The following is a 23942-nucleotide window of genomic DNA, read 5'->3' as shown; positions in this document are numbered from 1 at the left end:
AGACCAGGGCCGGTGCGCTGGTGGGCAATTCCGCTCCGCCTGGTGGGTTTAGCCTGGTCAGCGGCCTCCGTGCAGTTCTACTGAGTCTGCTTCGGAGTCCGTTTGCCGGATGGACCGGCATTTACAGGAAACGCCAGGAGTCTGTTATGCAGGATGTTGTGGAGCCGGTGCGGCCGGTGCTGGAGCCGGCGGCGGCCTCGTTCGCGGAGGCGACCGCGAATCCGCCCTACCTGTTCGATCTGCCGCCGGCCGAGGGCCGCAAGGCGGTGGACGAGGTGCAGTCCGGTGAGATCGACAAGCCGGCCGTGGACGAGGAGTGGATCACCGTTCCGGGTGGTCCGACGGGCAGCGTACGGGCCCGTATCGTCAGGCCCGCCGGCGCCGCCGGCACTCTTCCGGTGATCCTCTACATCCACGGTGCCGGCTGGGTGTTCGGCAACGCCCACACCCACGACCGTCTGGTGCGCGAGCTGGCCGTCGGGGTCGGCGCGGCGGTGGTCTTCCCCGAGTACGACCTCTCCCCGGAGGCCCGCTACCCGGTCGCCATCGAGCAGAACTACACGGTCGCGCAGTGGGTCGTCCAGCAGGGCGCGACCAAGGACCTGGACGCCACGCGCATCGCTGTGGCCGGTGACTCGGTCGGCGGCAACATGAGCGCCGCGCTGACCCTGATGGCCAAGGAACGCGGCGACGTCCCGCTCGTACAGCAGGTGCTCTTCTACCCGGTCACCGACGCGGCCTTCGACACCGGGTCCTATCACCAGTTCGCCACCGGCTACTTCCTGCGCCGTGACGGCATGCAGTGGTTCTGGGACCAGTACACCACCGACGAGGCCGAACGCGCCCAGATCACCGCCTCCCCGCTGCGGGCCACCACCGAGCAGCTCACCGGGCTGCCGCCGGCCCTGGTCATCACCGGCGAGGCCGACGTCCTGCGGGACGAGGGCGAGGCGTACGCCAACAAGCTGCGCCAGGCCGGGGTCCCGGTCACCGCCGTGCGCTTCCAGGGCATCATCCACGACTTCGTCATGCTCAACGCCCTCCGCGAAACCCACGCCGCCCAGGCCGCCATCACCCTGGCCATATCCACCCTGCGCACCGCGCTGAACGCCGGCTGATCCAGAGCCCACAGCCACCAGCACCAAGGAGAAGTCAACATGGCCACCAAACCCACCCCGACGGTTGTTCTGGTGCACGGCGCCTTCGCCGACGCCGGCAGTTGGACAGGGGTCGTCGCGGAGCTCCAGAACCACGGCATCCCGGTGGTGGCGCCGGCCAACCCGCTGCGCGGCCTGGCCTCCGACGCCGCGTACATCGCCTCGGTGGCGTCCCAGATCGACGGTCCCGTCGTTCTGGTGGGCCACTCCTACGGCGGTGCGCTCATCACGGTGGCGGGCACCACGGAGAACGTCGTCGGACTCGTCTACGTCGCGGCCTACGCGCTCGAAGAGGGCGAGAGCCTCGGCGAGCTCCAGGGCCGCTTCCCCCTCTCGGCGCTCGTGAGCAACCTCAAGCAGGCGACCTACCCTGTCGAGGGTGCGGAGCCCGCGGTCGAGGTCACGATCGAGGCCGAGGCGTTCCCGGCCATCTTCGCCGCCGATGTCCCGGCCTCCGTCACCAAGGTCCTCGCGGTGACACAGCGCGCGCTGGCCGCCGGGGCGTTCGAGGAAACGGCCTCGGCGGCCGCATGGAGGACCAAGCCCTCCTGGGCCCTGGTCGCCGGGGCGGACCAGGCGATCAACCCCGAGGTGGAACGCTTCGGCGCGACGCGGGCCGGGGCGACGATCGTCGAGATCGAAGGCGCCTCACACGCGATCGCCGTCTCTCAGCCCAAGGCCGTGGCCGAGCTGATCCTCGACGCGGTACGCGCGACGAGTTGACGAGTCGACCCGGCCACGCGGACCGACCCCGGACGGTCCGCGTGGCCGGGTCAGACGTCCCCTCGCCATGGGCGCGGGGACGATGCCGACAGCCACAGCCACAGCCACAGCCACAGCCACAGCGACAGCGACAGCGACAGCGACAGCGGCAGCGGCAGCGGCAGCGGCAGCGGCAGCGGCAGCGGCGATCCCGGGCTCAGCGGCGTGCGGCGAATGTCTTCATGCCGCGGCCATGACGGATCAAGAACGACGGGGACCCGCCCCGACCAGCCTTCCGGAGGAAGTCCGAGTGACAGAGCCAAGCGCTTCAGCATCGATACAGTTCGGGATCTTCAGCGTCGGTGACGTCACCACGGACCCGACCACGGGACGGACGCCGACCGAGCGCGAGCGGATCAAGGCCATGGTCGCCATCGCGCTCAAGGCCGAGGAGGTCGGCCTTGACGTCTTCGCGACCGGCGAGCACCACAACCCGCCGTTCGTACCGTCCTCGCCGACGACGATGCTCGGCTACATAGCGGCCAGGACGGAGAAGCTGATCCTGTCCACGTCCACCACACTCATCACCACCAACGACCCGGTGAAGATCGCCGAGGACTACGCGATGCTCCAGCAGCTCGCGGACGGCCGGGTGGACCTGATGATGGGGCGCGGCAACACCGGCCCGGTCTACCCCTGGTTCGGGCAGGACATCCGGCAGGGCATCAACCTCGCCATCGAGAACTACGCGCTGCTGCACCGGCTGTGGCGCGAGGACGTGGTGAACTGGGAGGGGCGCTTCCGCGGTCCGCTACAGGCTTTCACCTCCACCCCGCGTCCGCTGGACGGCGTACCGCCGTTCGTCTGGCACGGCTCCATCCGCTCCCTGGAGATCGCCGAGCAGGCCGCTTACTACGGCGACGGCTTCTTCCACAACAACATCTTCTGGCCGGCCGATCACGCCAAGCGCATGGTCGGGCTGTACCGGGAGCGCTACGCCCACTACGGCCACGGCACGGCCGAGCAGGCCGTCGTAGGCCTGGGCGGACAGGCGTTCATGCGTAAGAACTCGCAGGACGCGGTACGCGAGTTCCGGCCCTACTTCGACAACGCGCCGGTCTACGGGCACGGACCGTCCCTGGAAGACTTCACCGATCAGACCCCGCTGACCGTCGGCTCGCCGCAGCAGGTGATCGAGAAGACGCTGTCCTTCCGCGAGTACGCCGGTGACTACCAGCGCCAGCTGTTCCTGATGGACCACGCGGGCCTGCCGCTGAAGACCGTGCTGGAACAGCTCGACCTGCTGGGCGAGGAGGTCGTGCCCGTACTGCGCGAGGAGTTCGCGAAGGGCCGCCCGGCGGACACGCCCGCTGCCCCGACGCACCAGTCGCCGCGCGCCGCGAAGGACGCCCGGGGGAGCGCGGAGGAGGTTTCCCAGGAGGTGACCGGCGTATGAGACTCGTCGTCGTCGCGGCGGGACTGAGTGTCCCGTCCTCCACGAGGCTGCTCGCCGACCGGCTGGCCGCCGCCGTGGAGCGGCGCACCCCCGTGGACATCCGGGTCGTCGAACTGCGCGGCCTCGCCGTGGAGATCGCGCACAACTTCACCAGCGGCTTCCCCGGGCGCGCGCTCGGCGAGGCTCTGGACGCGGTGACGGAGGCCGACGGGCTGGTCGTCGTCACACCTGTGTTCTCGGCGTCGTACAGCGGACTGTTCAAGTCGTTCTTCGATGTGCTCGCCAAGGACACGCTCGCCGGAAAGCCGGTCCTGATCGCCGCGACCGGCGGCAGCGCCCGGCACTCGCTGGTCCTGGATCACGCTCTGCGTCCGCTCTTCTCCTACCTGCGGGCCGTGATCGTCCCGACCGGTGTGTACGCGGCCTCCGAGGACTGGGGCGCCGAAGGGCTGCAGGAGCGCGTTGAGCGGGCGGCCGGAGAGCTGGCCTCGCTGATGGCGGGGACACCCACGGCCCCTGAGCCGGCCAAGAAGGACGACACCGAGATAGTGCCCTTCGCCCAGCAGCTCGCCGCCCTGCGCTCCACGAAGTGAGCGGACACGGGCCGGGGTGGTGTCCGCGAGGCGGCGGGTGACGAGGCGGGAGCCGGAACACGGGCGTACGGAAGGCGCCGTGACCTGAAGTCGACCCGGCGGCGACCCGCCGCGGACCCGGACAGGACCTAGTGTGGGGCGGTGGTTCCGCGTGACCTTGTGATCCCGCAGCCCGCGCACAATCATGGGCTCATGTCACCTCGCGCTGGACAGTTCGACGTCGCGTCGGTTCTGCGGGAGGTGAAGATGGTCCGCCTGGAGGGGCTGGTCCGTATCCGCGACCTCCAGCTTCCCCTGCTGAGGCTCGCGGCCGTTTCGGTCCCCGGCGCCGTCACGGACGCCTGGCCCGTAGAGGTGGAGAACCTGCTGCGTACGGCCGTTTCCCGGCTCGGCGGGGGCGATCTTCAGCAGGCGGCCGAACTCACCCTCGGGCTGGCCCCGGGCATGCGCGACCGGGCGGCGGCGGACCGGCGCAGACTCGCGGCCGGGGTCTACAGCCTCAGCGTGGAGCGGTTCCGCAAGAGCCAGGAGGAGATGGTCCTCGGGCAGATCGCCGAACAGCTGTGCTGGCTCGCGGGCACCGGGATACGGGGCACACCACCGGCGGGGATCGCGCTGCTGGCACCCCATCTCCAGCACCGGGTGCTGGATTTATCGCGGACCCGACAGCCGCTGCGGGTCACGCTGCATGTCCATCCCGTCGAGCTGCTGCGCGGTGTGGACGTCGTCGTCTCCCCGAGCAACACCCATCTCGGCCTGCCGGAGATGTACAAGGCGTCCGTGTCGGCGTCGCTCCGCCGGGCCGCGGCGGTGCGCGACACCGCGGGCGATGTGATCGCCGACCCCGTCAACGAGGACCTGATGCGCTGGCGCGAGGAACACGGTGTACTGCACCGCCCGGCCCAGGCCGGCACGGTCGCGCCGACCGGGCCCGGTGCGCTGGCCCAGCGCGGCATCCGCCGTATCTACCACGCGGCGGTGGCCGTCCCCCGGCCCGGAACGAACGACTACGACGTCACCCCGCAGTACGTGGCCGGGGCGGCCGCCCAGGTACTGGGGCTGATGACACGGGAACGCGACGCGTACGCACCGCCGCTGCGGTCCGTCTGCTTCCCGCTTCTCGGCGCGGGCCGTGGCGGCCTGCCCCCCGAGACCAGTGTCAGTGCCCTCTGGACGGCGATGGCAGCGAACACCGCACCGGACCACGAGCTGCATCTGATCGTACGAAGGCCGCTCGTGGCCGACCTCGTGGTGGACGTCCTCGGCGCGCGACCGCTTCCGCCGGAGGCGGCCGGCTCGCACCCCGGTGAGGAGAAAGGGCAGATGTGCGGGTGAACCCCTTCATGATGCTGGCCGCCTTCGCGGCCGACTGGCCCCGGATATCGGCGTTGCTCGACACCGGAGCGCGCCGGACGCTGACCGTACGGCTGGCCGGTCTGCGGACGGCCCCTGCCGGCAGCGCCGAGGAACGGTCGGCCGCCGACGCGGCGGTACGGGCCGTGCTGGACGCGCTGCCCGCCGACGACGCGGTCCGGCTGTGGCGCGAGGGCGACACAAAACGCTTCGCGGGCACGTCACCGGCCGCTCTCCACCAGGGGTACGCCGCCGCCGATCTCTGCCTGCTCGTCATCGACGGCAACCCGATGGTCGGCCCGTTCCTCGGGCCGCTGCGCGAACGGCTGCTGGCGGTGACGACGTTGAGCCCGGACGACATCGGTACGGCCATGGACCCCCGCCTGATCGTGCTGTCGCACCACAACGGCGAACGCCGGCTGCCCGCCTTTCAGTTCGAGGCCGGGGCCATGCCCTGGAGGGTGGTCCTGGAGGTCAACGAGGAGCTGGGCGCGGACACGGACCCGTGGGGCGCGGCCGACTGGTGGCTGGGCGCCAACGCCTGGACGGGGACCGCGCCGGCCGGCCTCCTCGGCCGGGACCGCGACCAGGAGTTACTGGGCGCGGCACGTGCCCTGGCCGTCCCGGACGGGGAGGAGTAGCCGTGCCCAAGTACCCGCCCCCCGATGTCCTGCCCGGCAAGCCGAACCGCGCGACGCTGCCCGCGGGCACCCCCGTCTTCCGGGTGCACACCACCCATCGTGAGGCGACAGGCTTCAACTCCCGGGCCGCGCACCCCTTCTACTACGGCGGCCGGTTCGACAGCACCACGTACGAGAAGTACGGCTTCCTCTACCTGGGCTTCAGCGTCGGCGCCGCCGTGTGCGAGGTGCTGCTGCGCTCGATGCCCTTCGACAGCGACGGCTCACCGCGGCTGCTGCCCCGAGTCGCCTTCGAGCGGCGCAGCCTGTCGTTCCTGCGGCTGACCACCGACATCGAGGTCGTGTCCCTGATGTCCGGTACGGACCTGGCGGCGGTGGCGCAGGACACCTGGCTGGTGCACACCGAGGGCGCGGACTATCCGCAGACCCGTGACTGGGGCCACTGGATCCGGCGGCGCACGGGACCCTGGGCCCAGGGATTCGTCTGGCCCTCCAAGCGCGAGCCCGCCGACCGGGTCGCGGTCCTGTTCCAGGACCGGTGCGGGACCGCGCCTCTGGAATCCGCCGGACCCGACCCCGTCGACTTCGGTACCCGGCGGGGCGAGGAGTGGCTCAACGGCGTGCTCGCCCCGTATCGCGCGCACACCGCGCCGCGGCAGCGAGGACGGATGCTCTGACATGGCGGACAAGCCGTACGACCTCAGCACCCTGGTGTACGAAATCCAGCAGGCGTCGAACGAGGGCGTGACCGACGGGCGCGACATGGGCCGCATGGCCGACGTGGTGCTCGGCCATCTCGGCTGCGCCACGGCGGCCGAGGCGTACGAGAGGCTCTACAACGACTGGCGCGCCCTGCCCCGGGGCACCCTGGTGTCCGGCATGCGGGCGGGGCACGTGCTCAGCGTCGTGACCATGCTGATATTCCACGATCCGCTCCCCGGCCGGTACCGGGCGGAGCTCCTCCGTGAGGCGCGGGACCACGGGCCGGCGGACCCGCGGTGGCAGGCGCGGATCATAACCCTGGGCAATCTGTCCGCGGCCCAGGGTTCCACGAGTGACCCCGCGGAGTTGGAGGCCGCCCTGGCGCAACTCGAAGAAGCGCGGGCCATGCTGCCGCCCGGCAGTCCGGAAGCGGACAACATCACTGCGATACATGCCGGCATCCGGGCCAACCTCGCCCAACTCGGTGGCGGGGAGGACGACTTCGATTCCGCCGTCGCCGATCTCGAACGGCTGCGCGACTCACCCGCCTTCGACGAGGCCGATCGGCTGCACATGGCCGCCCAGCTCACCGGCTTCCGTATGCATCAGGCCACCCGGCGCGAGGACGAACACGCGCTCGCCGGGAACATCCGCGAACTGGAATCCATCCTGGCCCGGTTGTCGCCCGATCACATGGACCGCATCGCGCTGGAGGGGAACCTCGAAACCGCCAGGGGTCACCTGCGGATGCTGCGGGAGCGGAGCACCGGACGGTCCGGGCCGGACGCCATTCCGATCCTGCCCCCTTTGCGTGAGGTGCGCCGGCAGATCTCGGTGCTGCCGCGCGACGCGCGGGCCGACCGGCTTCGGGAGATGGGGCTCGGCAGGACTACCCATTACCTGGCGGCCCGCGACCACCAGGGCGTCATCGAGTCGATGGAGCTGCTTGAGGAGGCCCTGGACCTGCTCGAACCCGACGACGACGGCTGGATCCGCTGCACGTCGATCCTGGGCACCGTCCATCACGCTCTCGCCTCGCTGGCGGAGGTGCCCCGTACGGACCGCTCCCACCACCTCGACCAGGGCATCTCCTGGCTGAAGCACAGCCTGCGACTGGCCGGCGGCCCGGAACACCCGCTCCGGGGGTCCATCGGCATGTCCCTGGCCTTCGCCTACCGTGCCCGCGGCGATGCCCAGGTGCTGGACAGACGGGTCGCACGCCTCAATCACGCCGAGTCCCGCCGCGTGGGCCTCGACACGGTGGCGGCCGGCGCCTGGAGCGTGCTGCTCCAGTCCGGTACGGCGCACGCGGCGGAGACCGGCCGCGGCGCGGGAGAGCAGGCGCTCGACGTGGCCCGCTGGTGCATCGCCGACGGCGCCTACGACGAGGCCGTCCGCGCTCTGGACGCCGGGCGCGGGCTCGTCCTGCACGCGGCCACCGTGGCGGCGACGGTGCCCGAGATGCTGACCGCCCTCGGGCAGTCCGCCCTCGCGGACGAGTGGCGTGCGGCGGGAGCCGTCGTACCGGAAGTGGGGCAGGCGACGGCGCTGACCGGCGGGGTCACATTCTCGGGACCGTCGAGCCGGCTGCGACGGCGTGTGCTTCAGGCACTCACCGCGTCCCCGCACCGGCAGCGGCTGCTGGACGTGCCCTCGCCCGGCGAGATCGGCGAGGCCCTGCGCGCCATGGGCCGTACCGCCCTGGTGTATCTGGTGCCCGGCGGCGACGGTGTCCCGGGAACGGCGCTCGTCGTCACCGCCGACGGCGCCGTCACACCGGTCCGGCTCACCGGACTGACCCTCGAAGCATCCCCGTTGGCGGAGTACCGGGCCACCGGCGCCCCGGGCCGTACGCCCGGCCGCGCCCAGGGCGGTACGCCTGGCCGTACCGCGGGCCGTACCGCGGGCCGTACCGCGGGGGGACCGCCCACGGCGAGCCCGCCTCCCCCGCAGCAGTCGCCGCCGGACGGCGGCCGGGCCGCGCTGGAGCGGCTCTGCGACTGGGCGGGATCCGCGGTGATGGGCCCTCTGCTCAAGGAACTGCCCCGCGGCTGGGGCCGGGCGCCCTCCGTCGTCCTGGTCCCGATGGCCGAACTGGGGGTGGTGCCCTGGCATGCCGCGCGGCTCCCCGGCCGGCGCGGCGCGCGGCGCCACGCCTGTCAGGAGGCCGAGATCTCCTATCTCCCCTCCGCCCGCCTGCTGTGCGAGGTCGCCGCCAGGACCGAGGTCGGCGCACGGCAGGCTCTGGTCGTCGGCAACCCGACCCGGGACCTGCACCACGCGGGTGAGGAGGCCGCGGCCATCCACCGTACGTTCTACCCGGACGGCACCCTGCTCGGCCCCGGCGACGCCACCCCCGCCGCCCTGACCGACCGGCTGCGGCGGCAGCGCGGCGGGGTTCTGCACCTGGCCTGCCACGGGGTGGTGGAGCGGGGCGGGCGGCGCAGCGCGTACCTCCTGCTGTCCGGGGGGCGGCTGGCCGCCGAAGAGCTGACCGAGGGGGTGGCCAGATACCGGCATCTGGAGCTGGTGGTGCTCGCGGCGTGCAGCACCAGTGTGTCCGGCCACGGCCATGACGAGGCGTACAGCCTGTCCACCGCGTTCCTGGTCGCGGGGGCCCGCTCCGTGCTGGGTTCCCTGTGGCCGGTGCCCGACGAGGCGACCTCCCTGCTGATGTACATGACCCATCACTACATGCGCCGCGAGGGGCAGCCGCCCGGCCGGGCCCTGCGCAGCGCCCAGTTGTGGATGCTGAACGGCGGACGGCAGGCGCCACCGGGGATGCCGGCGGACATGGTGGCACGCGTCCCGCTCATCGACGCCGACGATCTGGCGGGCTGGGCCGGGTTCACCCACCTGGGCTGGTGAACCCGCCCGCCGGATCGGGGCACCCCGCTGGGTCGGGGCACCCCGCCGGATCGGGGCGCCTCGACGGATCAGGGCACCTCGGTGCGTACCAGTACCGAGGCGGTGCCCCACCGGCCCACCTCGTGCGCCGGACCGCCCGCGAGGCGCCCGCCGCGCGGCGGTACGAACCGCAGCAGCCCGCCCCCGCCCGCCGGTACGATGCCACCGCGCGCGGCGCCGGATGTGCCCGGGGACCAGGCGGGCAGCCGGAACGGGGCGATGTTCAGCTCGTTCTCGGTGACGATCGCCTTCAGCCAGTCCCGGGCGAACGCGTCCCGCACCACGGGACGGCCCGGCGGCAGCCGCAGCCACACCGGCTCGCCCCGCCGCGCCATGCCCGCGTTTCCCCCCGCGACGAACTCACCCTCGTACAGCTCCGGGGACGACTCGTAGTTGTCCGCCAGATCGAGCAGAACACACCACAGAGGGTTCACCCAGTCGTTGTGGATCCGCACCCGTACCTGCGGCTCCCGGCCGTCACGGGTGTACGAGCAGACGGCCTCGCCGGTCACGGTGTACCGGAAGTCGCCGACCAGCGGCTCGACCGTCACACGCACCAGCGACGACAGCCATGGATCGGGATTGGCGAGGTCCCGTAGCTGGTGCCAGCGGGCGATGTGCGTAAGACAGTCCGCGACCCGGTCGGCGTCGGCGGACGACCGCAGCGGCAGCGGGTCCAGACGGTGCCCGCCGCCCCCGGACACCCGGGCCCGGCCGCCGCCCGCCTCGACCAGCAGTGCCGGCGCGTCCCCGGTCCACTCCCCGGTCCACTCCCCGGTCCTGTCCCCGGCCAGGGACAGCATGGGCGCGCTCGCGACGGCGGCCGAGACCGCGCGTACGGCGTCGGGCTGTCCCACGACCGTCACGACGGCCGGCGGGAATGCCAGCGCGGACGGCGTCACGCCGTGCACCGTCTCCCGCTCGTCCGCGCCGGGCCGCCAGTCCGCCGGCTCCACCAGAGAGGACTCCGCGCGGACCTCGCGCACCACGACCCTGCGGGCCCCGCCCGCCCGCCGGACGTCCTCCTGGCCGATGGTTCCAACGGCGCCGATGACGGTGAACTCGGCTCCGGGTGCCCGCAGTCCATGCGTGTAGCCGCAGTTGACCTCCCAGCCCGCCGTTGTGTGGCGCAGCAGGAACGGTGAGCCGGCCGCGGCGTCGCCGTACAGGAAGAGGCGGTCCTCGGGCCCGCGCAGTTCGGGGTGCTGGGCGTGGTGCGCGCTGCGGACGCGTTCCTCGACGAGGGAGTGCAGCGCGCCATACGTGGCCGCGGGGCCGAGCCGGTCCAGAGCCAGCAGCAGCGCGTGGCTGAAGTATCCGCGGCTGAGACCGTCGATCAGCGCCTCGTGGGCCTTCTCCTGCGGGCGGCACGCGGCGAGCAGGACATGCTCGCGCGGTACCGGGCCCGGTGCGCCGGCGGACCGTGACACGCCGGGATCCGCCGTACGCCACCAGGGCCGCCACGCGACTCCCCGCGCGGTGGCCTCGCGGGTGGCGCCGCCCGAGTGGCAGCAGTCGAGGACCGCGATCACATGGGTGCCGTCCTGTGCGATCTCGTCGAGAAGCGCGCCCAGTTCGGTGTCCTGAAGGAGTGGCTGCCCGCCCTCGTCGAGGCTGTCGTGGCACACCAGCGCCTGGCAGGTGCCGGTGGCCGAACGAGGGTCGTCGGTCGTCTCCTCGCTGCCGTGACCGCTGAACCACAGCAGGGCCGTGTCGCCGGGGCCGCTCCGCCCGAGGTGGTGTCTGATGCCCTCGGTCACCGCCGCCTTCGTGGCCCGCTCGTCGCGCAGCCGCAGGATCTCCGGCACGAATCCGGTCTGCCGCCGCAACCAGTGCTCCGCCGCCTCCACATCGTTCACACAGCCGTTCAGCGGGTGCCTCGGATAGTCGTCGATGCCCACCAGAAGGGCGTACACGGTCCGCATGCGGTGATACTGCCAGGTCGTCCGGGGCGCGGGCGGGGCGTTCCCGGGTCGGTTGCCGGGCGGGTGCCGTCGTCGGCATGCCGGAGCGCGCCCAAGGCAGTTGAATGTTCCGTCTGGAGAGTTGGAACCGTTCAGGACCAGGAAGGAAACCAGCGTGACTTTCGGGGGACAGAACCCGTACGGGCCGTGGCGGCCGGACGGGACACCGGCGCCAGGTGTGCCGCCACAGGGCGGGACGAATCCCTATGCGGGGCCGAATCTCTATGCCGGACCGCATCCTTATGCCGGGTCGCCGCCGTACCGGCCGTATGTCCGGCCCCGTTCGCTGTGGCGGGAACTGCGCGAGGACGAGTGGCCGCCGCTGCGCGAACTGCTGCGCCGCCTGCCCGTCCACGGCTGTATATGGGCCGTTCTCTTCTGCTTCTCGCCCGCGTTCCTGCTGCTGCTGGCCTACCCGGTGGCGCGCTCGGCCCGTCGGCAGGCACGCCGGAAATTCTCGCCGTACAGCCACCGCCGTATCCAGGACCCGGAAATGATGCGCGTGCAGAAGGTCAGGGCCTGGCTCGCGCTGGCGGCGTCCTTCCTGATCCTCGTGGTCTACGGCAGCGGGGAGGACTGGGCGGAGATCCAGGCGCAGTTCATGCTCCGGCTGACGATCACGCCCTGGCTGCTGCTCCTCAGCGCGCCCGTGGTGATCGCTGTCCTCTTCCGGCTGGCGCCTCCGGCCGCGCGGCCGGAGATGCGCGCCCGGCTGCGCCCCGCCTTGCGGTCGGTGCTCTGGTACTTCGGTGCCTTCACGGCCGTACCGCTGATGTGCGCGGGCGTGATACTCCTCGGCCGGACGTATCAGAACGCCACGTTCGCTCCGTTCATCGTGATCGCGCTGATGTATCCGGTGCTGTGGGTCGTGTTCTTCGTCGTCTTCGCCTCGCCGACAGTGGTCCGTTCCGTGTTCGGTGTCTCCGAGGTGCACGCGGCGCTTCCGGCGCTGCTCACCGGGGTTCTGGTGTGGGAACTCGCGGCCATCAACCTGACGGCGGGGATGCCGCCGGGCCCGCTGTTCATCCAGATCGGCGCGGTCCTCGGCGGACCGGCGTCGGTAACGGCGGTGGCATGGTGGGAGGTCGAGCGGTTGCGGAGGCGGTTCGGGGTGAGGCTGCGGGGCTAGAGGGTGTCTCGTTGACGGGCTGGTCAGTTGATCAAATATGTCCGCCCGCCAACATCCGGGATGCTCCCGCAGACAGGACCTACCTGCTGGGCCTCGCTCCTGCCGTTTATGGGGGAGCGGGGGTGGCCACGCGCCGGCGGGAGGGCGGATGAGTGCCGGGCACTTACACCCAGCGCCACACCTGGTTCGCGCGGTTCCATTCCGTGCCCGAGGTGATGCAGTTCCACACCTGCAGAGGCGACTGCTCACCCGGCTGGCCGGAGGGGGAGTTGACTTCCATGCAGCGTCCGCTCAAGCGGTTCCTGATGATCATGTAAGTAATGGGGAAGCACATGCACGGCTCTTGCGGCGGACGGATCTCCTGTGTGTACCACTCGTTCGAACTGCCGCCGCGGTCGCAGTACGGGTCCTGAATGATCGGCAGACCATTCGCGGGGTTGCCACCGGGGACGGCCAGGCACAGGCCGGAGTGACGTGCCTTGAGGCGGAAGAATCCATTTCCGCTGTCGAGCCGTTCGAACTCCTGCGACCAGCTCGTATTGTTGGGCCAGAGGAAGACCCCAGTGCCCGGGTTGGGGGAGGCCCACATGACGTCCGCGTGGAGCCCGGTCCACTGATTCACGATCTCCACGTACGGGGGATCCGCGGCAGCCGCGGCTTCCCGGGCAGTGGCTGACGGGATGGCCACGAGGCCCGCCAGTGTGATCATCGCCGCTACCAGCGTCGTTTGCCTCAGTCTTCTTTTCCGTAAGAAATGCAACCCATTCCCTTTCCCTGGCGTTCACGGAATCCAGTGCACGAACAATCGCTCTGTTACGCAGGGTCGGGGAGAATGGGGCGCTGGCAAACGCCGCGCCGTCACCCGTCCCCGAATGTCAGACATTTCTCGCCCCCGCGTCCATCGTGAAGGGGGCGGCTTGCGGGCGACAGGTGCCTGTTCCGCCACCTTGACCCCTCGGGTGACCTGTGCATGACACGTCCTGCGGCCTATCCTCGCTACGGGGAGCCGACAGGGGGGGACCGCTGTGAACGAGGCAAGTCTGTTACGGCACGCGTTACGCGCTGCCCACCGCATCGTCAACAACGAGCCCTATGTGGAGGACTTGGCGGAAGGGCTGCTCCGCGCCGTTGGCGCAGACTGTGTATGTATCGACATATGCCCTTCCTGGCGGACGCGGACGCCATCGGTGACGATGGCCGGAGAACCCAACGCCCTGTCCGCAGACGAGATCGACCAGTGGATGGCACTGTCCGCTGACGACCCGTACATCGGGAACCTTCTCGGCACCAGCGATCCACGCCCGTACCGCATAAGTGACTTCATGACCTTCAACCGTTTCCGGCGGACTCTCGTCTACCAGGAAGTGTTCGCACGGTACGGCATGCGCCACCTTCTGGTGATGGCACCACGTATCACCGACGAGAACCTGGTCCTCATCGGCTTGACGCGCAGGCTCCACGACTTCTCCGACCGTGAGACCCAAGCTCTCCACCCCATTCGCGACCTGATCGCCACAGCGCTGGACTACCAAGCCCAGATCACTGCGATCCAAGCCAAGATCGATGCCGGCCCGCCCGGCCCCCCACCGCACCGGCGCACCCTCACCGAACGCGAAACACAGGTGCTCGCACTTATCGCCACCGGCCACACCAACGACCAAGCCGCCCGAAAACTCGGTATCAGCCCACGAACGATCCGCAAACACCTCGAAGGCGTCTTCACCAAAGCCGACGTCCCCAGCCGCGCCGCCGCCGTCGCCTGGTGGCTCCGCCAACCAGAAAATCACGCCCGGCGATGACCTGGCACTCGCGGGTAGAGGCCCTGTTGTCGAAGTGTCGCGTGGTCGTGGTCGCCGGGTCCGGTTGGTCCACGCTCAATCCGGGGTGTCGGGCGTGGTGATGTCGCAGTCCTTCCGCGTGAGGGGACGGGGGTCGCCCGCCGGTCTGCCGCACAGCTTCGTGGACACGACAGCGCCGTCGTCGCCCTTGCGTACACGGACCAGCGCGATGCCGTGGCCCTCGCGGTCGCCGTACACGGGGGCATTGGTGAAGTCGATCGTGCCGGTGGCCATGTTCTTGAGCCTGACCGTTCTGAGGTTCACCCACGTGGTGGCGCGGTTCTGCGGTTCCCGGCTCGGGCCGCGGCTCGCGCCCTCGGTCACGGGCCGCTGCGGCTTCTGGCTGCGGCTGCGGCTCGCGGCCTCGTACAGAGCCTGAGTGGCGTCGTGCGAGAGCGCGGTCTGGCCGTTGCGGAGGAAGGGGCTCGTGTGCGACGCGTCCTTGCCGCCGAGGCCGGGAAGGAATTTCTTGGCGTTCGCATAGAAGAGCGTACCGGCGGCGGGTGTTTCGAGGTCGGACAGAGAGGCGTGGTAAAGCGTCACCTTCTGGGCCACGGGTTCACCCCGTTCGAAATCCGCCTTGGACAAGTCGTCGCCCGTGATGACGGCGATCCTCCGGTCGCCGCACCTCGAAGTCAGCTCCGACATCAGCGGGCCGACGTCCTCGGTCCTGCCCGCGAAGTAGATGACGGAAGGGGGCTCGCCCTGTTCGCAGAGCTTCTCGACCTGGTTCTCCAGTGACGCCGTGCCGACGCTCACCTGGTAACGCAGCTCCTTCGTGAGGAAACCCTCCCTCTTCAGCATCCGCCCGCCGTAGTACGCCTGCTCGTCGGTGTAAAGATCGTCGCTGCCGCGGGTGTTCCGGGCGAGGACGGCGGCATACTGCGGCTTTCCCGGAGTACGAAGCTGGCGGACGAGAATTCCCAACTGGTCGGCCTGCCAGTCGTCGGGTGCGGCAAGGCTGAACCAGTTGGGCATCTGGCGCGGCAGATAGGCGGCCGAGTTGGTACCCGACACCACGGGCAGGCCCGCCTCCACCAGCCGCTCCGCGGTGGCCAGGCTGGTCTCCAGGTCGCGCCCCAGCCCGATCACACCCACCACGGTGGGATCCTTCTCCGCGTACGTGGCGATCCGGTCGGCCATCGTCTTCTGCCGGCTCATGTCGATCCCGCCGTTGGCGGGCAGGACACGGAGTTTGACCTTGTTCCTTCTGTTGATCACCACCTGGGCCAGATAGACCCCGGCCAGTTCCTCGGACCCCTTCACCGGGGGGCGCCCGCCGTCCTCCGGGGAACTGCTCAGCGGTCCGGCGTACACCACGGTGACATAGGAGTCCTGGTGGCCCCGCTCGATCCTCGCGTTCTCGGCGTGGATCCGGTCCTCCAACTGCCCGAGAGTCCATGGCACGGCGTTGCCGGCGGTTCCGGCGTCGGCGGTTCCGGTGTCGCCGGTCTTCCCCTCGTCGGCGAACCGTACGCCGCCGGTGGCGATTCCGATGCACTCGTCCGTGCCGCCCACGCCCTCGACCAGCTGGGTGTCGTGGTTCGCGGTCAGTACTCCGGCGGAGCAGTAGTGGCTCCGAAGATCCCACCACGAGTAGCCGAGCGAGCCCACGATCAGCAGTCCGGCGAGGGAGAAGACGGGCAGCGACCAGACGAGACGGGCGAGGGCCGGGCGCGACGGAGCACGGGTGCACCAGCGTCGCTGCTCCTCCAGCCGCCGCAGGCCCTCGGTGGGCAGCGCGATCCGCAGTTCCCACGGCACCTCTCCCGACCGGCTGGGTGACTGGCCGGCCCGCAGCCCGTGCTCCCACTCCTGGTGGGCCCGCCGGATGCCGTCCCGCAGCCCGTCGGAGAGCTGGGCGGCCTGCTGGACCGGGTGGGCGGAATGGTGCTGGTCGAGCAGGCGCACCTGGTCCTTGGCCACGGAGGCCACCAGCAGGAGCGGGTCGAGTTCGCTGCGGACACTGCGTACGTCACTGACCGCCTTGATCAGCGCGAAACCGCCGCCCTGTTCATCGGCGCCGGGCAGGAAAAGCATCGGGGGCCGGGTGCGTTTGAGACCGCGCAGGTCCCAGCTGCGGCGGCGGTGGTTGTCCCGCAGATCTTCGAGGAGCGCCAGGACATGGAGCTGGAGCTGTGCCTGCCCGCCCTCGCGCACACTGTCCGCCACATCGTTGGCGCGAGCGGCGATGGCCCTCCAGGAACGGAACGGATGCAGCAGCCGCACTTCGGCGGGCTGCTGACCGGAGACAGGCAGGAGAAAGGTCGTGGTCAGGAACCAGCGGCTCTCGCGGCGCAGCCACAGGAAGATCGGGGCGCGCCCCGGCAGCCAGTAGTTGAGGGCCGTGAGCAGCGTCAGGATGCCGAGTACCGCGGCCAGTGCCACCCACAGATCAACACTGGCCAGCAGCACCGCGAGGCCGGCGACCACACTGGCCGGGAGCACATGGGCGGTGTCGAAGAGGGAGGGGCCGGCCCGCCAGCGGGACCCCGCTCCGGGCCGCCAGCGCTGCTTTGCGAGCTGGTCGAGCAGCCGCTGCTCCCGCTCGCGTTCCGCGTCGGGGGTGGTGGGCGAGGGCGGCGGACCGTCGCGGTCCAGTTCCCGTACGGCCTCCTCTATGGCGCGCACCAGCCGCAGCCGGGGGAAGGCGTAGCGCCGGTACAGCGCGCCCGGGGAGTCCCAGCGCCCCGGCTCCCCCAGTTTCCGTACGAGATGGGCGGCCCGTACGGGCTCGGCCGCCTCCCGCGGCGCCTTGGGCGGAACGGCGAGACGGCTGCCGTGTGCCTCCTGCCCGGCGCGTAATTCCTCGACGAGCTTGCCGACCCGTTCGTCCTGGGCGGACTCCTCGGCGTGCAGGACGATCACGGGCATCAAAGGATCGCTGGTGCGGAATTCGTGGATCAGTGTCTCGATATGGGCCTGGACGTCGATCCCCGCTTGGGAAGACATCCGCAGGTGTTCCTGCCCGCACTCCGCAGGGCCACGCCGGCTCCGCTTTATCAAGGCAACCCCCCTTCACCAATGGTGAGTTGCGAGAATAACCGTTACCGGAAGGGCTGGAGAGGTACCGAGCGGCGACGATGCACAACCGGTAGACAGGGAAAATGCGGCACACCGCGGAGGGTGGGACTCCGCCTTTCGGACGTGCTCTTCACGCACGATCGGGCGCGCTTCGGCAATCGGCGGGCGGGTTTCCGGGACGCGCGAGATCTTGTCGTAGACCACGAGACGTCGGTCGGCTTCGACGTCCAGATCGAGGTGAGACAGGTTGAGGTACGACAGGTCGATGCGCCGGCGCCGACGCGATCGGCGTCGGCATGCCGCTCCGGCGCCCGGGGCACCCGGGCACCGGGGCGGGACGGCGGTCGGCCGGCCCGCCCCGTCCCGCTGGTGTCAGGGAGTGCAGTTCAGGGTGCCGGCGCGCAGGGCGTGGCCGCCGTCATTGGCGTCGTCGGACCACACGACCGGCTTCTTGCCGTTGGCGCAGGTGGACTGCGGGGCGATGGCGAAGCCCTCGTTGTTGTAGTTGGACATCCCCGAGGGGCGGTCGTGCACGGCGACGGGCGTGAACCGGCCCTGGGCGTCGATCTCCAGGGTGGAGGTACGGCCCTGGCAGGTGTCGTCGCAGGCCGCCCACAGCAGGCCGGTCGCGGGCTCGAACTCCAGGTCCATCACACCGGGGAAGCCGCTGGAAATGGTGGCGACGCGGGTGTATCCGGTACCGGACAGGTCGAGGGCGTAGGCGTAGATGGTGCCGTTGGCCTCCAGGCCGACGAAGTACAGGCCGGTGCCGTGGCCCGGGTACGAGGCCGGGTCGTAGGCGGCGCCGGTGTGCTCGTCGCGGAAGCCGTGCGCGGTCAGAAGGGAGTCGGGGACCCAGGAGATGCCCTCGGGACCGGAGTTGGCGTCGACGGCGGGCAGGTCGGAGGTGAGGTTCCAGCTGCCGGTCGCGTTGAGCGACGAGGCGCTGGAGGTGACGTCGAAGCGCAGGATCTCCGGCACGCTCTTGTCGTCGTTGTCGTTGTCCCGTTCGGAGACGGCGAACATCCCGTCGGGGGTGACGACCACACCTTCCGTATCCGGTTCGCCGCTACCGCCCGTGTAGTGCAGGGACTTGCCCGACGACCAGCCGGAGGCCGAGTCGCGCTTCCACGTCGTGCCGCTGGGCACCAGCCGGTAGAGCTTGCTCGGACCGTTGTCCACCGCCCACAGCACACCGGGACTTTCGAAGGACAGACCGCTGAGGTTCTCCCCGAACAGGTTCGAGGCGTCCGCGACGGTCACCGCGGATCCCCCCGGCCAGGGCCCCTGGACCGGAGTGCCGCCTCCGCCACCGCCGGTGCCGCACGCGTTGGCCGCGCCCTCGGTCGCCGCGGTCGTCGTGGTGAACGCACCCGTGCCATCAGGGCAGCGCCCATACGTGGTGTCGGCGTGGTCGGTCCAGGAGTAGGAGTCCACCAGCGCGCCTGTCGCGTCGTACAGCCGCGCGGAGTCCTTGTCGCCCAGCCCGAACGACGACTCGACGTCCAGCGCGAGGAACGCGCCCGCGGCGAGCGATGTGTTCTTGGCTATCTTGTAGGAGTGGTCGTCGTCGTTGTCCTTCACGACCCACTTGGACACGTCGACCGCGGCCGGGCCGGTGTTCACCAACTCGACCCAGTCGCCCGAGCCGCCGCTGGACTCGACCTCATTGATCCGCACCGTGCTCTGCGCCGCTTGGGCCTGCGTGTGCGCGGATGCCGGGGAGCCGGCCAGGCCGAGGGCGAAGACGGACAGTGCGGCTGCGGTGAGTCGGGCTCTTCTGCGCCAGTGCGTACGCAAGATGGCCAGTCCTCTTTTCATGGGGGGAGGAGGAGGGCAAGCAAGGAGCGCACCAACGCTCCCGGCGAAGCTTCCGCCACACCGGCGACGGCCAGCTGAACTCCCCGCGAACAGCCGGGAGTCGGCGCGGACACACCGCACCGCCCTCGCTCAGACTTCGGTGGGCTCTTCGGTGGGCTTGTCGGCGGTCATGGCTTTCTGATCCTGCGGCTCCGGGCCGGGCCGGCCCGGCAGCAGGAGGGAGAGCGGAACAGCCGCGGCCGTGAACGCGGCCGCCCACCAGAAGGCGTCACCGAATCCCGAGGCCAGGGCGGCGGGCGTGTGGGCACCGGCGGAGGTGCGCTGCACGATCATGGTGAGGACCGCGGTGCCCGCGGAGCCACCGACCTGCTGGGCGACGCGGCTGATACCGGAGCCCTGCGGGATCTCCTCGGGCTTCAGCCCGACATACGCGGCGCCCATGATCGTGATCATGGCCGCGCCCAGTCCGATGCCGCGCATGAACAGCACACCCATCAGTGCGATGTCGCTCGTGGAGGCGGTGACGAAACCGAACGGCACGGTGGCCGCGAAGGTGAGGGTGAAGGCGGCGACGGCGACCGGACGGGGTCCGAAGCGGTCCATGTACCGGCCGGCGAGCGAGCGGGAGACGAGGGTGCCGACGCCCTGCGGGATGAGCAGCAGCGCGGCGCCGAGGGCGTCCTGGCCGCGCACCTGCTGCCAGTACAGCGGCAGCAGCAGCATGGTCCCGTAGAGGGCGGCGCCGGACAGGAACACCAGCGCCGACGACGAGGCGAGGGCGCGGTGACGGAACAGCCTTACGTCGATCAGGGCGTCCGGCCCGCGCCGCAGCGCCCAGCCGGCGTACCCGGCCAGGAGGGCGAGCCCGGCGGTCAGGGGCGGTCCCACGGTGAGGCCGGCCGGCCCGTCGGATCCGCCGAGCCGGGTCAGGCCGTAGATGACGGCGGCGACGCCGGGCAGGAGCAGCAGCATGCCGACGACGTCGAGGCGGGGGCGGGGACCAGGCTGCCCCTCGGGCAGGTCGCGGGCGGCGAGGTAGCCACCGACGGCGCAGAAGGGCACGTTGAACAGGAAGATCCAGCGCCAGTCGCCCAGGTGCAGGATGATGCCGCCGATCACCGGACCGATGACCGGGCCGAGGGCGGTGGGCACGGTGATCAAAGACATGACCCTGCCGATGTCGCGACCCTTGGCCGCCTGCATGATCAGCGTGGTCATCAGCACCATCATGATGCCGCCGCCGAAGCCCTGGACCACCCGGAAGGCGATCAGGCTGGGGGCGTTCCACGCCGCGGCGCACAGCAGCGACCCGGTGAGGAACACGCCCAGCGCCATGATCCACAGGCGCTTGCCGCCCAGGGCCGCCTGGAGCCATCCGACCGCCGGCATCACGGTGGCCAGGGCCAGCAGATACGCGGTGCTCACCCACTGGATGGTGGCGAGCGGGGCGTGCAGCTGCCCGGCGAGGTTGTCGATGGCGACGCTCATGATCGTGCTGTCGAAGATGACGGCGAGCGCGCCGATGACCAAGGTGAAGGTCATGCGCCGCAGGGCCGGGTCGAGACGGCCGGAGTCCGCGACGGCGGATGGCGGAGAACCGTTGGTGTTCACACACACCCCTTAAGATAGAGAGTTCTTTCTTATCTCCGGGAGAGTAGTGCGCTAAAATAAGATAGGCAAATCTATCTAAGGGGTTGCGGGATGGCCGAGCGGCGCCGCGGGGCGGCACTGGAGAAGGCGCTCCTCGACGCGGCCTGGGAAGAGCTGGCGGACAACGGCTACGCCAGATTCACCATGGACGCCGTCGTTCGGCGCGCGGGCACCAGCCCGCCCGTCCTCTACCGCCGCTGGTCCGACCGCGACGAACTCGTCCGGGCGGCCGTCGCCCACATCCTGCGGGAGTCCCGCCTCGGCGTCCCCGATACGGGAAGCCTCCGGGAGGACATCCTCACCCTCATGCGGGAGATCAACGCCACCCGCGTCCGGCTCGTCACCGTCATGAGCGTGCGACTGGCCGCCTACTACCAGGAGACCGGAACCAGCCCCGGTGACCTGATCGAACCCCCGGCGGCGGGACGCAGGAAAGCCGTAGACGTGCTCTTCGACCGCGCCGTCGAACGCGGCGAGATCACACCGGAACGCCTCACCGAACGCGTCAAGTCCCTCCCCTTCGACCTGCTGCGCCACGAATTCCTCACGACCTTCACGGCCGTGCCCGACCATGTCCTGGAAGAGATCGTCGACACGATCTTCCTTCCCCTGGTGCGCTGACCGCGGCGGCACCGTCAAGGTGCTGCGTGCCGCCAAGCTGACCGCCAACGCGGCCCCGGAGCCGGTGAAGAAGGGGAAAACCATCACGGTCACCGGCAGCCTGACCCGGGCGGACTGGGAGAGCCATAAGGACATCGGCTACGGCAGCCAGTCCGTTGTCCTCCAGTTCCGCAGGGCCGGGACCACCAACTACGTGAACGTCAAGGGCATCAAGTCCACCGGCACGGGCTCCCTGAAGACCACCGTCACCGCCGCCATCGACGGCTACTACCGCTTCACCTACGCGGGCTCGGCGACCGCCGGCGCGGTCAGCGCGACCGGCGACTCCATCGACGTCCGATAGGCATCGCACTCGCGGACACACACCACACACCACACGCGGCGCCGGACCGTCCCCAGGGGCGAACCGGCGCCGCTTTCGGCCGTCCAGCACCACCACTGCGCCCCCGGCGGGCCGCAGTGGTGGGGTGACGGCGGTCAGGCGCGGGCCTTGCGGCTGCGGGCGAAGGCGAAGGCCGCGCCGCCGAGCGCCAGGGCGGCGGCTCCGGTGCAGGCGATGGTCATCGCGCCGTTGCCGCCGGTCGAGGCGAGCGAGCCGGTGGCGGCCGGGGCGTTGCCGCCCGTGGTGCCGGAGGCCCCCGGGGTGGCGCTGGCCTGAGTGCCGGTCTGGGGGGAGGGCTGGTTGCCACCGCCGGTGCTGCCCGAGCCGCCGGTGGTGCTGGTGGCGGCGCCGCCCGGCACGGTCACGGTGAAGGTGCCGGTGTTGTTGGCCTTGTCGGTGTCGTACGGCAGCGCGCCTCCGTAGGCGAGCTGCGCCGTCACGGAACTGCTGGTGGTGGCGGGGGCGTCGGCGTCGACCTTCACGGTGAAGGTCAGCCGCTGCGTGTGGCCGCTGTCGAAGCGGGAGTCGAGGTCGCACATGTACTGCGGTGCGCCGAGCGCGGGCTCGCCGCTGCCGCCTTCGGTCCACGGGTCGCACGCGGCGGGCACCTGCGTCGTGGTGGTGCCCTCGGGGATGCCGACCAGCAGGCCGAGGTGGTCGTCGTACGTGGCGCGGTTGACCGAGGCGGGACCGAGGTTGCCGACCGTCGCGGTCAGCGTGGCCGTGGCGCCGGGCTTGGCGGTGGCGGTGTCACCGGTGACGGCGAGGTCAGCGGTGTTGGCCGCGTGGATGGCCCACTGGGAGTGCTGAGGGCCGCCGGCGGCCGGTGGCGCGCTGCCGTCGGGCACGAGCGACAGGTCGGCGGCGCTGGTGGTCCTGGGCGTCGCCGGCACGGTGGTGGAGGTGGCCGTCGGGGCGTAGTTGAGGATTTCGTGGAGCGCGGACTTCTTCACCTTGAGCTCCAGCGGAGTGGACAGCTTGTACTTCTTGCCGGGCTCGATCGGGGTGGTGAAGTGGCACGTCGCGATCGTCTGCTCCCAGCCGTCGGTGATTTTCCCGGTGTCGTAGTCGCAGTTCGGGAAGCGCTTCGCGAAGGAGAGGCCGGGGGAGATCGCGAACCGGTAGTCCGTGGTCGCGGCGGTCAGCGAGCCGGTGTTGGCCACGGTGATCGGCGTGGTCAGGGTGCTGCCGGGCTCGGCGTCGTCGATCTGCTCGATGGTGTTGACGACCAGGCCGACCGCGCCGACGGTGACCTTGACGGTGAAGGGGGCGAGCGTCTTGCCGGAAGCGGTACCGGTGATGACGGCCGTGCCGCTGGTGCCGAGCTCGGCCGTCGGCTTGGCCTTGATGTCGACTACGCCGCCGGTGCCGTACTCGTCGACGTCACCGCGGTCGAAGACGCACAGGCCGTTGACGCAGTAGTCGTCCGAGGTGCCGGCAAAGGAGCTGATGCCGGTGATGTCGACGGTGACGTGGACGTCTTGGAGGGTGCTGCCCTTCGAGTCCAGCCCCCAGCTGACCTGGCCCTCGCCGTCGTCCGGCACCGCGAGCCCGACCTCGGGGGCAGCGAACAGGTACGGTGCGGACCCGCCGTCCGCGTGTGCCGAGCCGGTGGTCAGAGCCCCTCCGAGCAGGGTGACCGCCGCCGCGGCCAGAGTGGCTGCCAATCGGCGCCAGGTACGTATCGACATCGTACGGTTACCCCCATGGTCCTCGGAGTACAGGTTCAGGACACCCAATGCGACCCCCGAGCGGCCCGGATGGTTGCCCCGAGCGCCCGTCGGCCTTGACGGAAAGCTGAGAACGGCGAAGTACCCTCCCTCCTCGGCACCCGCGGGAAGTGCGGTCGTCCCTGTTCTGGGTGCTCCCGTTGTGCTTCTCCATTTGCCCTGGTCGGCGTGCCTGCTTCGAGTCCGGTGAGCTGACGCTGCATCAGGGTGATGGTGCTTCGTGACCCGCCCGATCGAGGTGTGTTGAACCTGCCATGGAGCCGGAGCCGGAG

19 protein-coding genes are annotated in these 23942 nt (G+C 70.5%); 12 read left to right on the top strand and 7 right to left on the bottom strand.

Going from position 1 to position 23942, the window contains the following annotated elements; all coding sequences use genetic code 11:
- Positions 1–146 precede the first annotated feature (146 nt).
- Positions 147–1118, top strand: a complete 972-nt coding sequence (locus OG214_RS06830; protein WP_405984165.1) for an alpha/beta hydrolase — start codon at positions 147–149, stop codon at positions 1116–1118.
- A 39-nt stretch (positions 1119–1157) separates the two neighbouring features.
- Positions 1158–1880 (top strand): alpha/beta fold hydrolase, encoded by a 723-nt coding sequence (locus OG214_RS06825; RefSeq protein ID WP_383035197.1) that lies wholly within the window; start codon positions 1158–1160, stop codon positions 1878–1880.
- 50 nt (positions 1881–1930) lie between these two features.
- Here the strand turns inward: OG214_RS06825 and OG214_RS06820 are convergent, their stop codons facing one another.
- Positions 1931–2182 (bottom strand): hypothetical protein, encoded by a 252-nt coding sequence (locus OG214_RS06820; RefSeq protein WP_405984164.1) that lies wholly within the window; start codon positions 2180–2182, stop codon positions 1931–1933.
- Between the two features lie 14 nt (positions 2183–2196).
- On the opposite strand from OG214_RS06820, the gene OG214_RS06815 reads away from it, so the two are divergent.
- From OG214_RS06815 to OG214_RS06790, 6 genes are all read left to right on the top strand, one after another.
- Positions 2197–3315, top strand: a complete 1119-nt coding sequence (locus OG214_RS06815) for an LLM class flavin-dependent oxidoreductase (protein WP_405987444.1) — start codon at positions 2197–2199, stop codon at positions 3313–3315.
- Positions 3312–3908 (top strand): FMN reductase, encoded by a 597-nt coding sequence (locus tag OG214_RS06810; protein WP_405984163.1) that lies wholly within the window; start codon positions 3312–3314, stop codon positions 3906–3908. The genes OG214_RS06815 and OG214_RS06810 overlap by 4 nt, the downstream gene beginning before the upstream one ends.
- A 192-nt stretch (positions 3909–4100) precedes the next feature.
- Entirely contained in the window at positions 4101–5243 is a 1143-nt protein-coding gene (locus tag OG214_RS06805; RefSeq protein ID WP_405984162.1) for a hypothetical protein, read from the top strand.
- Positions 5234–5902, top strand: a complete 669-nt coding sequence (locus OG214_RS06800) for a hypothetical protein (protein ID WP_405984161.1) — start codon at positions 5234–5236, stop codon at positions 5900–5902. Before OG214_RS06805 ends, OG214_RS06800 begins: the two co-directional genes overlap by 10 nt.
- Positions 5903–5904: 2 nt before the next feature.
- Positions 5905–6579, top strand: a complete 675-nt coding sequence (locus OG214_RS06795) for an RES family NAD+ phosphorylase (RefSeq protein ID WP_405984160.1) — start codon at positions 5905–5907, stop codon at positions 6577–6579.
- 1 nt (position 6580) lies between these two features.
- Complete coding sequence (locus OG214_RS06790) at positions 6581–9472, top strand: CHAT domain-containing protein (RefSeq protein WP_405984159.1); 2892 nt, start codon at positions 6581–6583, stop codon at positions 9470–9472.
- A gap of 68 nt (positions 9473–9540) precedes the next feature.
- On the opposite strand, the gene OG214_RS06785 is transcribed toward OG214_RS06790, so the two are convergent.
- Positions 9541–11436, bottom strand: coding sequence for a caspase domain-containing protein (locus OG214_RS06785; protein WP_405984158.1), 1896 nt, complete (start codon positions 11434–11436; stop codon positions 9541–9543).
- Positions 11437–11590: 154 nt separating this feature from the next.
- On the opposite strand from OG214_RS06785, the gene OG214_RS06780 reads away from it, so the two are divergent.
- A complete protein-coding gene (locus OG214_RS06780) occupies positions 11591–12604 on the top strand; it encodes a hypothetical protein (protein WP_405984157.1) in 1014 nt (337 codons plus the stop codon).
- A gap of 163 nt (positions 12605–12767) precedes the next feature.
- Here OG214_RS06780 and OG214_RS06775 read toward each other — a convergent pair whose 3' ends face one another.
- Complete coding sequence (locus OG214_RS06775; protein ID WP_363083704.1) at positions 12768–13313, bottom strand: RICIN domain-containing protein; 546 nt, start codon at positions 13311–13313, stop codon at positions 12768–12770.
- Between the two features lie 316 nt (positions 13314–13629).
- Between OG214_RS06775 and OG214_RS06770 the strand changes: the two genes are divergently transcribed.
- A complete protein-coding gene (locus OG214_RS06770) occupies positions 13630–14403 on the top strand; it encodes a response regulator transcription factor (protein WP_405984156.1) in 774 nt (257 codons plus the stop codon).
- 75 nt (positions 14404–14478) lie between these two features.
- Here OG214_RS06770 and OG214_RS06765 read toward each other — a convergent pair whose 3' ends face one another.
- The 3 genes from OG214_RS06765 to OG214_RS06755 form a co-directional block, all read right to left on the bottom strand.
- Positions 14479–17394 (bottom strand): ABC transporter substrate-binding protein, encoded by a 2916-nt coding sequence (locus OG214_RS06765; protein WP_405984155.1) that lies wholly within the window; start codon positions 17392–17394, stop codon positions 14479–14481.
- A 444-nt stretch (positions 17395–17838) separates the two neighbouring features.
- Entirely contained in the window at positions 17839–19287 is a 1449-nt protein-coding gene (locus OG214_RS06760; protein ID WP_405984154.1) for a lamin tail domain-containing protein, read from the bottom strand.
- A gap of 129 nt (positions 19288–19416) precedes the next feature.
- Positions 19417–20829, bottom strand: a complete 1413-nt coding sequence (locus OG214_RS06755; protein WP_405987443.1) for an MDR family MFS transporter — start codon at positions 20827–20829, stop codon at positions 19417–19419.
- Positions 20830–20988: 159 nt separating this feature from the next.
- Here OG214_RS06755 and OG214_RS06750 point away from each other — a divergent pair, with 159 nt between their 5' ends.
- Both OG214_RS06750 and OG214_RS06745 read left to right on the top strand, forming a co-directional pair.
- A complete protein-coding gene (locus OG214_RS06750) occupies positions 20989–21558 on the top strand; it encodes a TetR/AcrR family transcriptional regulator (protein WP_405984153.1) in 570 nt (189 codons plus the stop codon).
- A complete protein-coding gene (locus OG214_RS06745; protein WP_405987717.1) occupies positions 21509–21901 on the top strand; it encodes a hypothetical protein in 393 nt (130 codons plus the stop codon). Before OG214_RS06750 ends, OG214_RS06745 begins: the two co-directional genes overlap by 50 nt.
- A gap of 134 nt (positions 21902–22035) precedes the next feature.
- Here OG214_RS06745 and OG214_RS06740 read toward each other — a convergent pair whose 3' ends face one another.
- Entirely contained in the window at positions 22036–23607 is a 1572-nt protein-coding gene (locus tag OG214_RS06740; protein ID WP_405984152.1) for a hypothetical protein, read from the bottom strand.
- Positions 23608–23942 lie beyond the last annotated feature (335 nt).

It is taken from the genome of Streptomyces sp. NBC_00872, assembly GCF_045161915.1.
In the GTDB taxonomy this organism is placed as follows: domain Bacteria; phylum Actinomycetota; class Actinomycetes; order Streptomycetales; family Streptomycetaceae; genus Streptomyces.
The sequence above is the reverse complement of the archived record's forward strand: the minus strand, read 5'-3'. Positions and strand labels throughout refer to the sequence as shown.